The organism is Arthrobacter sp. Y3223065, from assembly GCF_059090885.1.
The window spans coordinates 59,597-71,950 of sequence record NZ_JBNHGC010000006.1; the positions used below are offsets into that span (position 1 = coordinate 59,597).

Here is a 12,354-nt window from a genome sequence, read left to right on the forward strand (position 1 = left end):
GGAGAGCGGCGGTCCGCTGCGTGCTTACTGCTGCGGGCTGGCCTTGGATTCGACCTTGATCTCGCCCGAGATGATCGACTCCTTGATGGTTTCCAGCTCGGCCTTGGTCTCATCGGAAACCGCTGCGTCGAGGTCGTGGAACGGGGCCAGTGCCACGCCGCCGTTCTCCAGGGTTCCGACGTACGGGGTGCTGTCGAAGTTGCCCTCGGCGTCGGTCCTGACGACTTCCTCGACCGCGTTGCCCATCAGCTTCATCACCGAGGTGAGGATGAATTCCTCAGCCTTGCCGGCGGTCTCGTAGCCGTCGGAGTCAACCCAGACAACCTTGGCATCCTTGCCGTCGGCGTTGGCTTCGAGCACGGCGTCCAACGTGCCCAGGCCCACCGGGCCGGCCACCGGCATGATGATGTCGGCGCCCTCATTGATGAAGTTCAGGGTGTTGGTCTTGCCCTTGCCCTGATCCTCGAAGTTGCCCACAAAGGTGCCGTTCTGGGCTTCCTTGTTCCAGCCCAGCAGTTCGACGTTGGCGTCCTTCTGCTCATTGTAGTAGTCCACGCCGTCGGCGAAGCCGTCCATGAAGATGGTGACGGTGGGGATGTTCATGCCGCCGTAGGTGGCCACCTTGCCGGTCTCGCTGGTTGCGGCCGCAACGTAGCCGGCCAGGAACGCCGCCTGCGCCGTGTCGTAGATGATCGGCTTGACGTTGTCGGTGAACTCTGGGTCGTTGTAGTCGACGATCGCGAAGTTGGTCTCGGGATTGTTCGCCGCTGCTTCCTTGGTCACGTCGCCCAGCAGGAAGCCGACCGTGAGGACCATGTCGCAGTTGGCCTGCACCATGGCATCCACGTTGGGACCGAAGTCGGTCTCGGCCTGGGACTCGGCCTCGCGGATCTTGATGCCCAGCTCTTCTTCGGCCATCTTCAGGCCTTCGTAGCTCGACTGGTTGAACGAACGGTCGTCGAATCCACCGGAGTCGGAGACGATGCAGCCCAGGTAGTCGGTGCCTTCCGCTGCCGGGCTGCCGGTGGCACCGCCCTCTTGGGCCGGCGGAGCGCCGCAACCGGCCAGAACCAGTGCGGACGCGCCCAGCACCGCGGCGGAGAGGCCGGTGCCGCGCTTAATCTTGCGCAGTGAAGTCTTCAATGTTCCTCCATAAAAGAATGTCTGCCCCGCCACAGTTCAATGGTCGCTTCACAGGAAGTGCGGCGTTGGCTTGTACTCCGCGTGGCACAGCACCTGTCCTGCAGGTGCACAGTTGATGACCCTACAGTAGTTCCCGCGCGCCCCACCGGCGAAGCAATCGCGACACGCGCGCGAAGATTGTTGAAAAGTTGTTACTTTTCGGTAGCAACCGCTGCCGTGTCCCGGTGACGCCGGGCGGCCAGCAGGGCCGCCTTGGCCATGACGCGCACGCCCACGCCGATGGCGTGCTCGTCCGGAACGTAGTCTCCGCGGTGCAGATCGAAGGTTTCGCCGCCCGGGGTCCGGGTGCCCAGCCGCATCATGGCGCCGGGCACCTCCTGGGTCATCCAGGCGAAGTCTTCCCCGCCCATCGACTGCGGTGTCAGGGTCACCGCGTCCTCCCCCAACTCGCTCCGGGCCGCCGCTTCGAGCAGCGTGGTTTCCCGTTCGGTGTTGATGACAGGAGGCACGCCGCGGATGTGTTCGAGTTTGACGTCCACGCCGAACGGCGCGGCCACCTGGTTGACGACCTCGTCCACCAGCTCACCGGCGGCCTGCCAGGCTTCCCCGTCCAGGCAGCGCATGGTTCCGGCCATGTAACCGACAGCCGGGATGGCATTGGGGGCGGCGCCCGCCTGGATTTGCCCCCACACGAGGGAGACGGCGCTGCGGACATCGATCCGCCGGTTGATGACGGCCGGGACACTGACGGCAATTTCGGCCAGCGCGAACACCAGGTCCTCCGTCAGGTGCGGGCGCGAAGTGTGCCCGCCGCGCCCGCGCAGTTCAATACGTATGGTGTCCGAGGCGGAGGTTATGGCTCCGATCCGCGTGCCGACCAGTCCGACGTCGATCCGCGGATCGCAGTGCAGGGCCAGGATCCGCGGCAGCCCTTCCAGCACGCCCTGCTCGATGACGGCCAGCGCGCCGCCGGGCATGGTTTCCTCGGCCGGCTGGAAGATGACCCGCACGCGGGCGGACAGTTCGCCCTCCAGATCCAGTTTGCGCAGGACCAGCGCGACGCCGAGCATCACCGTGGTGTGGATGTCGTGTCCGCAGGCATGGCTGATGCCGGTGTTGACCGAAGCGTAGTCGAGGCCGGTTTCTTCCATGATCGGCAAGGCGTCGATGTCGGCGCGCAGGCCGATGGCCAGCGGGCCCTCCCCAATGTCGACGAACAGCCCGGTGCCGTCCAGTAGCTGCGGTTCCAGTCCTGCGGCCGACAGCCGCTCGGCCAGCTTCCGGGTGGTGAGGAATTCCTTGTGCGACAGCTCGGGATGCTGGTGCAGGTCCTGCCGGAACCGCCGCAGCTCGTCCAGCAGTGGCGATGCCCAGACGCCGATATTGAGGTTGGCCAGCGGTGTTTCTGAAATCTTCTGCACACTTGCACTCTATCGACTTGAGCGGCGGCCCACCGAGGACGGTCGCCGGCGGTTGCGCAGCGCCGGGGTTCCGCCGGCGGCCCCGCCGGGTACGGTGCGCCTCAGAGGACGTCGGTGTCGCCGCTGGCCCTGAGGTGTTCGACGGTGGACTTCACCTTCTGCGCGTGTTCCTTGGTGGTCACCAGCAGCGCGTCCGGGGTGTCGACCACGACGACGTCGTCGATGCCGATCAGCGCGATCACGCGCTTGGTGTCGGAGACCACGACGCCGGTGGCCGACTCCGCGAAGACCCTCGCCCCTTCGCCGAGCACCGTGAGCCCGGAGGTTTCGCTGGCGGTGTTCAGCCGTCCGATGGCGGCGAAGTCGCCAACGTCGTCCCAGGAGAAGGAACCGGGGATCATCGCCACGTCACCGGCGGCCGCCGCGGGTTCGGCCACCGCGTAGTCGATCGCCGTCTTGGGCAGGTCCGGCCAGATCCTGCGCATCACCGCTCCGCGGGCCGGGGTGTCCCAGGCCTCGGCGATCTCGGTGAGTCCGGCAAAGAGTTCGGGTTCGTTGGTCTCCAGGTGCTTCAGCAGCAGGTCCACCGGCGCCACGAACATGCCGGCGTTCCAGGAATACTCCCCCGTCTCCAGGTACCCGCGGGCCACCTCCTCGTCAGGTTTCTCCACGAACTCGGCCACCGCCTGCGCGGAGGGCGCCCCGGGGATTTGCAGCGCCCCGGCGGAGCGGATGTACCCGAACCCGGTGGCCGGATGGGTCGGCGTGATCCCGATCGTGACGATGTAGCCTTCGGCCGCGGTGTGCACCGCCTCGCGGACCGCCTGCTGGAAGTCCTCCACGGGGGTGATCACCTGGTCAGCGGCGAAGGAGCCCATGATGATCCGCGGGTCCCGCCGGTACAGGATCGCCGCGGCCAGACCGATCGCCGCGGCCGAGTCCTTCGGCTCCGGCTCCAGCACCAGGTTCGCATCCTGCAGCTCGGGCAACTGTGCGCAGACCGCCTGTCGGTGCACCTTGCCGGTTACCACCAGGGTCCGCCCCTGGCACAACGGCTCCAGGCGGGCGTAAGTGGCGCGGATCAACGTGGACCCGGAACCGGTCAGGTCGTGCAGGAACTTCGGCGCCGCAGCACGGGACAACGGCCACAACCGCGTCCCGGTCCCGCCCGCCGGAATCACGGCATGAAAACGGTCCAGCACGGCGTCATCGTCGGCCGCGTCCCGGCCTGCTGCTTGAGTGTTCACGCTCTCCACGGTAATCCAGCAACGCGGGTGGCGCCTCCATCCTGCAGGCCGATTTTTGCAGCCGGGGGTGGTTTGCCGGTGCCGGAACACCGAAATCTGCCGCGGGGTCACGGTCCAGCAGCCTGTGTGGCTGCGGGCCCGCGCAATCCGCCCCGCGGCGACCGATGTGCCCGGGCTGTTAAGAAGGTCACACCCTGCTGTACCTAAATTGAATAAGCCCTCAGCGAAGCCTAGATTAGTCTTGAGCTATAGAGCGCTCTCGCACCGGCGTCAACTCTTGCGTGGAAGCCACGCTGCGCCTCTGCGATGCAGGGAGGGTAATTCAGTGTCGAAGACACCAGCTGGGACCTTATACCGCGGCCGTGAAGGCATGTGGTCTTGGGTAGGACACCGCATCACGGGCGTCGCAATCTTTTTCTTTCTCTTGGTACACGTGCTGGATACCGCACTGGTCCGGGTATCCCCCGGCGCCTATGACGCAGTCATGGCAACGTACAAGAACCCGATCATGGCCATCTTGGAAGCCGGCCTGGTAGCGGCCATCGTCTACCACGCCTTTAACGGGCTTCGCGTCATCCTCATCGACTTCTGGAAGAAGGGGCCCAAGTACCAGGCCAAGCTTCTGTGGGGCGTCGTCGGCCTGTGGGTCGTCGTCATGGTTCCGTTCCTCATCCGCCACCTCACGCTCGCTTTCACCGGGGGTCACTAACTCATGTCGGTCAACTCTGAAATCCAGGCTCCCCGCAGCGCCCGCATCGCTCCCGAGTACCTGCGCAACAAGGGCCGCAAGGGCAACTTCGAACTGTACGCATGGCTGTTCATGCGGCTCTCCGGCCTCATTCTGGTCGTGCTGGTCTTTGGCCACCTCTTCGTCAACCTGATGGTGGGCGAAGGCGTCCACGGCATCAACTTCGGCTTCGTGGCCGGCAAGTGGGCCGATCCGTTCTGGCAGATCTGGGACCTGGCCATGCTGTGGCTGGCCATGCTGCACGGCACCAACGGCGTGCGCACCATCATTGAGGACTACGCGGAAAAGGACAGTACCCGCTTCTGGTTCAAGATGGTCCTCTACGTCGCCTCTGCCGTCATCATCGTGCTCGGCACCCTGGTGATCTTCACCTTCGATCCGTGCCCGGCCAACGCCACCGCCGAGCTGCTGCCGTCGTTCTGCCCGGCACCCTAACCGTCCCCGCGACAGACCGCGGCGCCGTTGCCCCGTCGTGAACCCCACGCGGCGAAGAAATCCCAGTTTCAACAGAAAGAGCATCCAGTATGCAGGTCCATAAGTACGACGTCGTCATTGTCGGTGCCGGTGGCGCCGGTATGCGCGCCGCGATCGAATCAGGCCAGCGCGCGCACACCGCAGTACTGACCAAGCTGTACCCCACCCGTTCCCACACAGGCGCGGCCCAGGGCGGCATGTGCGCCGCACTGGCGAACGTCGAAGAGGACAACTGGGAATGGCACACCTTTGACACGATCAAGGGCGGCGACTACCTGGTTGACCAGGATGCCGCCGAAGTGATGGCCAAGGAAGCCATCGACGCGGTGCTGGACCTGGAAAAGATGGGCCTGCCGTTCAACCGGACGCCCGAGGGCAAGATCGACCAGCGCCGCTTCGGCGGGCACACCCGCGACCACGGCAAGGCCCCGGTTCGCCGCGCCTGCTACGCCGCCGACCGCACCGGACACATGATCCTGCAGACCCTCTACCAAAACTGCGTCAAGCACAACGTCGAGTTCTACAACGAGTACTACGTGCTGGACCTGCTGCTGGTCGAGGAAGACGCCACCCGCGCCGACGGAACCCCCTACAAGCAGAAGCGCGTCGCCGGCGTCGTCAGCTATGACCTGGCCTCCGGCGAGCTCCACGTCTTCCAGGCCAAGTCCGTCATCTTCGCCTCGGGCGGCGTGGGCAAGGTCTTCAAGACCACCTCCAACGCACACACCCTTACCGGCGACGGCATGGGCATCGCGTTCCGCCGCGGCCTCCCGCTGGAAGACATGGAGTTCGTCCAGTTCCACCCGACCGGCCTGGCCGGGCTGGGCATCCTGCTCTCCGAGGCCGCCCGCGGCGAAGGCGGAATCCTCCGCAACGCCGACGGTGAGCGCTTCATGGAGCGCTACGCCCCCACCATCAAGGACCTGGCGCCGCGCGACATTGTGGCCCGCTCCATGGCCCTTGAGGTCCGTGAAGGCCGCGGCTGCGGTCCGAACAAGGACTACGTGCTGCTGGACCTGACCCACCTGGAGCCGGCGCACATCGACGCGAAGCTGCCGGACATCACGGAGTTTGCGCGCACCTACCTCGGCGTCGAGCCCTACACCGAGCCGGTGCCCGTGTTCCCCACCGCCCACTACGCCATGGGTGGCATCCCCACCAACATCAAGGCCGAGGTGCTGCAGGACAACGACACCGTTGTGCCGGGCCTGTACGCCGCCGGCGAGGTAGCCTGCGTCTCCGTCCACGGCTCCAACCGGCTGGGCACCAACTCCCTGCTGGACATCAACGTCTTCGGCAAGCGCTCCGGCATCAACGCCGCCGAGTACGCCAAGACCGCGGACTTTGTCGAGCTGCCGGAGAACCCGGAGCTGTACACGATGGAGCTGCTCGAGACGGTGCGCGGCGGCACCGGTACCGAGCGGGTCGCCCAGATCCGCAAGGAACTGCAGGACATCATGGATGCCAACGTGCAGGTGTTCCGCGACGAGAAGTCCCTGACCGAGGCGCTGAACGTGATCGCTTCGCTGCGCGAGCGCTACAAGAACATCAGCGTCCAGGACAAGGGCAAGCGCTTCAACCTGGACCTGCTGGAGGCCGTGGAACTCGGCTTCCTGCTGGACATGGCCCAGGTGATGACCGTGGCGGCCCTGCACCGCACGGAGTCCCGCGGCGGACACTTCCGCGAGGACTACCCGGACCGCGACGACGAGAACTTCATGAAGCACTCGATGTGCTACCTGGACGTCGACGCCGTGACCGATCAGACGGCCGGCATCCGCATGGATACCAAACCCGTAGTATTCACGCGCTACGAACCGATGGTGAGGAAGTACTAATGAGCACCGCGACCGAAATTCCCGAAGGACCGTCCAAGGTCGAGCTGGCTCCCGGGGTCGGCGGCGGCGGCGAAATCCCCAGCTTCGACATCACGCTGAAGGTTCGCCGCTACGATCCGGAAGTCTCCGAGGAGGCCCGCTGGGACGAGTTCAAGCTCACCATGTACGGCACGGACCGTGTGCTGGATGCCCTGCACAAGGTCAAGTGGGAGCATGACGGTTCCGTATCCTTCCGCCGGTCCTGCGCCCACGGCGTCTGCGGCTCAGATGCGATGCGCATCAACGGCCGCAACCGCCTGGCCTGCAAGACGCTGCTGAAAGACCTGGACACGGCCAAGCCCATCACGGTGGAGCCGATCAAGGGCCTGCCGGTGGAGAAGGACCTGATCGTGGACATGGAGCCGTTCTTCCAGTCCTACCGCGAGATCATGCCGTTCCTGATCAACAGCGGCCACGCGCCGACCCGCGAGCGGCTCCAGTCGCAGGAGGACCGCGAACGGTTCGACGACACCACCAAGTGCATCCTCTGCGCCGCCTGCACCTCCTCCTGCCCGGTGTTCTGGACCGACGGCCAGTACTTCGGACCGGCAGCGATCGTGAACGCGCACCGCTTCATCTTCGACTCCCGCGACGATGCCGGCGACATGCGCCTGGAGGTCCTTAACGACAAGGAAGGCGTGTGGCGCTGCCGCACTACCTTCAACTGCACCGAGGCCTGCCCCCGCGGCATCCAGGTGACCAAGGCGATCACCGAGGTCCGCCAGGCCATCCTGCAGCGCTCCGTCTAGCCAACCCGGGCGGTCCTTTGAGGACTGCGCCGGCCGGTGGCGCCGATTCCCTCCGGGAGTCGGCGCCACCGGCGTTTAAGGTTCCTGCAGGGTCCTCCGCCGGCGCAGCCCCCATGCCCGCTGCCGCAGCGATCGGCCTCCCCCGGCCGCCTGCCTGGCCAGCGCGTCCGCCTTGCCGACCGCTCCCCAGGCGGTGGCGACCAGGTAGACCTGGCTGAGCAGGTAGAACCACACGAACAGGCCCAGGATGACGGCGAAAGGAGCCAGCAGCGGGTTGCTGCCCACGTTGCCCACGAGTGTCGAAGAGAAGTACCTGAGCACGGTACTGCCGACACCGGCGAGCAAGGCGGACTGGAGCATCACCAAGCGTGGCATCCGGATCCCTGACGCCACGCGGAAAAGGACCACGGCAACCGCCGTATCCAGCAACAGCATGACCACGATGCCGGCGATCCGGGTCAGCGGAACCACGAGATCGCCTTCGATACGGAGCAATTCCACGATCAGGTCCAGCGCGGTATTGGCTATGGCCGCGACGAGCGTTGTCACGATCAAGGCCACGGCCACGATCAGCAGCGTGCCGCTGTCCTTGAGCTTGACCAAGACGATGTTCGTGTCCAGCGGCGGCAGGTCAAAGATGCCCCGCATCCCCGTGCGCAGCCCGGCTATCCAGCCCAACGAGGTCCAGATCATGACGGCGGTGGAGATGATCAGGCTGATGCCGAAAGCCTGGCCCTGGGAGAAGAGCTCTTGGGGGGTGGCCAGGCCTCCGTCCCCGGTGTTGATCAGCCCCGGGACGAAATCGTTTACCACCCGAATGATGGCCATTTGCAGGTCGCGGTTGCCGGCGGCCACCAAGCCGAGGATGGAGAAACCGGCCACCAGCATCGCCGCTACGGAGAAGAACATTTTGTAGGCACACCCGGCCGCCAGCAACGGCCCATGCCTCAGGGCGTAGAGATTCATGACCCGCATCAGGCGCCAGGAGTTGATTTTCGCGAGCCTGTACTTGGCCGCGGCCATCAGGCTTTTCAGGGTTCCTTCTTCGCGCTTGGCGCGGCCAGCCTCCCGGCGCTGTCTTAGCGCGGCGAGTAACAGTTGCTGCCGTTCCAGCGGATCCGGCGCTGCCTCAGTGTGCTCCTGCGGGTCCGGCGCCAAAGGTCAACTCTTCCCGTAGTATCCACACACCGGTCTCGTCGTGCTCGTATAGCCCCATGCTACTGACCCGGAATGCGGCGTCATAATCCGCGAGCTTGGTTTCGGCCGAGTCCATGCTGGCTTCGCTGACGTCGTGGGCCACGGTCACGTGCGGGTGGAAGCCGAACTCAAGTTCGCGTTCCAGCGGCCCGGACTGGAGTTTCCGGTGCAGCTCGACGCACTCGTCAAAGCCCTCGTCGATGCTCAGGTAGACCACGGGCGAAACCGGGCGAAAACTGCCCGTGCCGCGCAGCGAGAGGGTGAACGGGGACTGCGAACGGGCCACGGCGCGGACGTGATGGACGGCTTCGTCCCAGTCCGGCACCGGCGTGGTGGTGACCAGGGTGATGTGCGGCGGTATCACCGAGGCCAACGGGTCACCGAACGACGCCCGCCAGCCTTCCAGCTCACTGGCCATGGGCTCCGGGACCCCGATGACCACGCCGACGCAACCGACCGCCGTCCGGGCAGCCCGGCCGGCATCGCCGTCGTGTTCCACACGGGCGATGCTGTCCTGGTGCTGCTGGTGCATGGCTAGCGTCCGCCTCCGGCGGACAAAAACCCTACCTTGGAGTACACATCAGCGAGTGTAGCCGATGCGATTGAACGGGCCTTGTGGGCTCCGCGGGCCAGCAGCCGGTCCAGTTCGGCCGGATCGTCCAGCAGCTCCTGGGCGCGCGCTTGGACCGGGGCGAGCGTCTCGACGACGACCTCGGCCAGATCGACCTTCAGATGACCGTACATCTTGCCCTGGTACTCCTGCTCCAGCTGCGCGACGGTCTTGCCCGTGAGCGTGGAGTAGATGGTGAGCAGATTGGAAATGCCCGGCTTGGCCTCGCGGTCGAAGCGGATCTCCGTACCGTCGTCGGTGACTGCCGACTTGATCTTCTTGGCAGCCTGCTTCGGGTTGTCGAGAATGTTGATCAGGCCGGCAGTCGACTCGGCCGACTTGGACATTTTCGCGGTGGGGTGCTGGAGATCGTAGATCTTCGCCCCCTCCTTGGGGATCACGGCTTCGGGAACCACGAAGGTTTCGCCAAACCGGTGGTTAAACCGCTGTGCCAGGTTCCGCGCCAGCTCCAGGTGCTGGCGCTGGTCCTCGCCCACGGGCACTCCGTAGGGGCGGTACAGCAGAATGTCCGCGGCCATCAGCACCGGATAGGCGAACAGCCCCACGGTTGCCGCGTCGGTGCCGTTCTTCTGCGTCTTGTCCTTGAACTGGGTCATCCGGGATGCCTCGCCGAAGCCGGTCACGCAGTTCAGGACCCAGGCCAGCTCGGCGTGCTCCGGCACGTGGGACTGGACGAAAAGCGCGGTCCGGTCGACGTCGATGCCGCCGGCGATGTACTGCGCGCAGGTGACCCTGGTGCGCTGGGCCAGATCCTTCGGATCGTAGTCCACGGTGATGGCGTGCAGGTCGGGGATGAAGTAGAACGCTTCGTACTCGTCCTGCAGCTTGACCCAATTGACGAGTGCGCCCAGGTAGTTGCCCAGATGCAGCGAGTCGGCGGAGGGCTGCATGCCGGAGAGAAGCCTGGGACGCTCGGCCTGCGGCCGGCCCGTCTGCCCGGCGGCCGGCATGGCGGTTTCTGTGGGTTCTGTGGTTCCTGTGCTCATCGGTGTGCTTCCTAGAACTGGTAGTCGACGACCAGCGGTGCGTGGTCGGAGAATCGGGCGTCGTAGGTGGCGGCACGGTCGACCGCCGCGGCCGTCGCCAGATCGGCCAGTGACGGGGTGGCCACCTGATAATCGATCCGCCAGCCGGAGTCGTTGTCGAAGGCCTGGCCGCGCCAGGACCACCACGTGTAGGGCCCGCTGACGTCCCCGGCCAGTGACCGGTGCACATCCCGCCAACCGATCTCCTCGCCAAAGAAGCGGTCGAAGTAGGCCCGTTCCTCGGGCAGGAAGCCGGCGCGCTTGACGTTGCCCTTCCAGTTCTTGATGTCCAGCTCGGTGTGGCCCACGTTTAGGTCGCCGACGACCAGCGCGTAGTCCCGCTCGGCCCTCAACTGCGGCAGCCGGCGGCACATGGCATCCAGGAAACGGTACTTGTCCACCTGCTTGGGCGTGTCGACCTCGCCTGAATGGACGTACGCGCTCACCACGGTCAGGGTTTTTTCGCCGTCAGCGCCGTCCACCGCAAAGTCGGCCTCCGCCCAGCGGCCAGCGGAGAGGAAGTATTCATCGCCTATATGGCTGCGGGTGGCGGTGGGCTCAACACGGGAAGCGATGGCAACACCGGCGCGGCCCTTGGCCTCCGCTTCGGCATGGAGGATGTGCCAGTCGCTGCCCAGCAGCTCACGTACGACAGCGTCCGGCGCCCGCACCTCCTGCAGGCACAGGATGTCCACGTCCCGGACCGCCAGCCACTCGGCCATGCCGCGCTTGTAGGCGGCGCGGATGCCGTTGACGTTGACGCTGGCGATCCGCAGTGTCTTGCCTGCCTGGATCAGTCCGCCTGCTGCGTCGCGGGAGGTGGTCGGTGCGGGGGAAACGGTTGCCAAAGTCACCCGACTACCTTACCCAACCCTTCAGTTCAGCCAACAACCGTGCCGCTGACGGTTTCGCCGCCGTCTTCCTTCCGGATCATGCCGCGGCCGTTGTGGGCGGTGATCTCTACCGTCTCCAGCGCCCGGTCAACCATGCCCTCGTCTTTGCCGCGGTAGTCGCGGATCACTTTGGCCTGCACCTGGATGATCTTGAAGCTGTGGTCCAGCTTTTCGTCCCGCACGGCGTTCGCCCTGGAAATCTCTTCCTCGACGACGGCGGTGCCGCCGCCGGGCGCGGGGTTGGCCCGCCCGGCGTAATCGGCCTGCACATTGGCCAGCTTCTCCTTCGCCTTGCGGGTGGCACCGCGGACGCTGAACACCACGAAGGCGGCCAAGGCCAGCCATGCCAGCGACACCGCGACGACGATCCAGCCGATGACGTCGTTCTCATTGGCGGCAAAGATCACCGCGACCAGGAAGACAAGCACCAGCACGGCCAGACTGATGTTGCCGGCCTTGAACGGCAGCTGGCGGGCGGCGGACGAAACGGAAGCAGACTCGGGACCAATTGATCGCATGGGCCTATTCTCTCAAATCCATGCGCTCCCGCGCGCCGTGTCCGCCCACGGCTCAGCGGGCTACCACTGCACCAGGCAGAATGGGTGTCCGGCCGGGTCGAGGTACACCCTGAAGGTCTCGCTGCCCGAGTCCATGCTGGTGGCTCCAAGCTGGAGCACCAGCTCCTCGGCGATGTCCAAATCCCTGACCCTGACGTCCACATGCATCTGCTGCGGATGCTCCTGGCCCGGCCACTGGGGTGGTTCGTAATCCTGGACCTGTTGAAAGGCGATGGCCGGCCGGTCCGGGGCGTCCCCGATGCTGATCCAGCCGTCGTCGTCCTGTTGGACCCGGATCATGCCCAGCAGCTCCTCGTAAAAAGTGGCCAGTGCATCGCTGTCCGGACAATCGATCACCAGTGCCTGCCACTTGCCGATCATGTGCCAGCTCC

General features: G+C 65.6%; 13 protein-coding genes. 4 read left to right on the plus strand and 9 right to left on the minus strand.

The features are described from left to right. Positions 1-24: 24 nt before the first annotated feature. The 3 genes from AC5RUK_RS15270 to AC5RUK_RS15280 all read right to left on the minus strand — a co-directional run bounded on the left by AC5RUK_RS15270 (position 25) and on the right by AC5RUK_RS15280 (position 3,811). Positions 25-1,143 (minus strand): BMP family lipoprotein, encoded by a 1,119-nt coding sequence (locus AC5RUK_RS15270; protein ID WP_493987892.1) that lies wholly within the window; start codon positions 1,141-1,143, stop codon positions 25-27. Positions 1,144-1,334: 191 nt separating this feature from the next. After that, positions 1,335-2,564 (minus strand): amidohydrolase, encoded by a 1,230-nt coding sequence (locus AC5RUK_RS15275; protein ID WP_493987891.1) that lies wholly within the window; start codon positions 2,562-2,564, stop codon positions 1,335-1,337. 101 nt (positions 2,565-2,665) lie between these two features. Continuing rightward, on the minus strand, positions 2,666-3,811 hold the full coding sequence (locus AC5RUK_RS15280; protein ID WP_493987890.1) for a mannose-1-phosphate guanylyltransferase: 1,146 nt from the start codon (positions 3,809-3,811) through the stop codon (positions 2,666-2,668). Positions 3,812-4,136: 325 nt separating this feature from the next. Between AC5RUK_RS15280 and sdhC the strand changes: the two genes are divergently transcribed. The 4 genes from sdhC to AC5RUK_RS15300 all read left to right on the plus strand — a co-directional run bounded on the left by sdhC (position 4,137) and on the right by AC5RUK_RS15300 (position 7,659). Further along, a complete protein-coding gene (gene sdhC, locus AC5RUK_RS15285) occupies positions 4,137-4,520 on the plus strand; it encodes a succinate dehydrogenase, cytochrome b556 subunit (RefSeq protein WP_493987889.1) in 384 nt (127 codons plus the stop codon). Between the two features lie 3 nt (positions 4,521-4,523). Then, positions 4,524-4,994: a succinate dehydrogenase hydrophobic membrane anchor subunit gene (locus tag AC5RUK_RS15290; protein ID WP_493987888.1), complete on the plus strand. Its 471-nt coding sequence runs from the start codon at positions 4,524-4,526 to the stop codon at positions 4,992-4,994. An 89-nt stretch (positions 4,995-5,083) separates the two neighbouring features. Beyond that, entirely contained in the window at positions 5,084-6,871 is a 1,788-nt protein-coding gene (gene sdhA, locus AC5RUK_RS15295) for a succinate dehydrogenase flavoprotein subunit (RefSeq protein WP_493978599.1), read from the plus strand. After that, positions 6,871-7,659: a succinate dehydrogenase iron-sulfur subunit gene (locus AC5RUK_RS15300; protein ID WP_494113120.1), complete on the plus strand. Its 789-nt coding sequence runs from the start codon at positions 6,871-6,873 to the stop codon at positions 7,657-7,659. The genes sdhA and AC5RUK_RS15300 overlap by 1 nt, the downstream gene beginning before the upstream one ends. A 75-nt stretch (positions 7,660-7,734) precedes the next feature. Here the strand turns inward: AC5RUK_RS15300 and AC5RUK_RS15305 are convergent, their stop codons facing one another. The 6 genes from AC5RUK_RS15305 to AC5RUK_RS15330 all read right to left on the minus strand — a co-directional run bounded on the left by AC5RUK_RS15305 (position 7,735) and on the right by AC5RUK_RS15330 (position 12,343). Further along, the gene (locus tag AC5RUK_RS15305) at positions 7,735-8,817 is read right to left on the minus strand and encodes a YihY/virulence factor BrkB family protein (protein WP_494152685.1); all 1,083 of its coding nucleotides are present in this window, start codon (positions 8,815-8,817) and stop codon (positions 7,735-7,737) included. After that, on the minus strand, positions 8,789-9,388 hold the full coding sequence (locus AC5RUK_RS15310) for a 2'-5' RNA ligase family protein (protein WP_494152686.1): 600 nt from the start codon (positions 9,386-9,388) through the stop codon (positions 8,789-8,791). The genes AC5RUK_RS15305 and AC5RUK_RS15310 overlap by 29 nt, the downstream gene beginning before the upstream one ends. Positions 9,389-9,390: 2 nt before the next feature. Then, positions 9,391-10,437, minus strand: a complete 1,047-nt coding sequence (gene trpS / locus AC5RUK_RS15315) for a tryptophan--tRNA ligase (protein ID WP_494152798.1) — start codon at positions 10,435-10,437, stop codon at positions 9,391-9,393. Positions 10,438-10,484: 47 nt separating this feature from the next. Then, positions 10,485-11,309, minus strand: coding sequence for an exodeoxyribonuclease III (locus AC5RUK_RS15320; RefSeq protein ID WP_494152799.1), 825 nt, complete (start codon positions 11,307-11,309; stop codon positions 10,485-10,487). Positions 11,310-11,392: 83 nt separating this feature from the next. After that, on the minus strand, positions 11,393-11,923 hold the full coding sequence (locus tag AC5RUK_RS15325) for a hypothetical protein (protein ID WP_494152687.1): 531 nt from the start codon (positions 11,921-11,923) through the stop codon (positions 11,393-11,395). 60 nt (positions 11,924-11,983) lie between these two features. Beyond that, positions 11,984-12,343, minus strand: a complete 360-nt coding sequence (locus AC5RUK_RS15330; protein WP_493987883.1) for a VOC family protein — start codon at positions 12,341-12,343, stop codon at positions 11,984-11,986. Positions 12,344-12,354: the final 11 nt, after the last annotated feature.

Bases quoted from the DNA above. Each gene is read 5' to 3' on its own strand.
- trpS (WP_494152798.1), bottom strand. From the start codon at position 10,437: ATGCCGGCCGCCGGGCAGACGGGCCGGCCGCAGGCCGAGCGTCCCAGG.
- AC5RUK_RS15300 (WP_494113120.1), top strand. From the start codon at position 6,871: ATGAGCACCGCGACCGAAATTCCCGAAGGACCGTCCAAGGTCGAGCTG.
- AC5RUK_RS15330 (WP_493987883.1), bottom strand. From the start codon at position 12,343: ATGATCGGCAAGTGGCAGGCACTGGTGATCGATTGTCCGGACAGCGAT.
- AC5RUK_RS15310 (WP_494152686.1), bottom strand. From the start codon at position 9,388: ATGCACCAGCAGCACCAGGACAGCATCGCCCGTGTGGAACACGACGGC.
- AC5RUK_RS15325 (WP_494152687.1), bottom strand. From the start codon at position 11,923: ATGCGATCAATTGGTCCCGAGTCTGCTTCCGTTTCGTCCGCCGCCCGC.
- sdhA (WP_493978599.1), top strand. From the start codon at position 5,084: ATGCAGGTCCATAAGTACGACGTCGTCATTGTCGGTGCCGGTGGCGCC.
- AC5RUK_RS15290 (WP_493987888.1), top strand. From the start codon at position 4,524: ATGTCGGTCAACTCTGAAATCCAGGCTCCCCGCAGCGCCCGCATCGCT.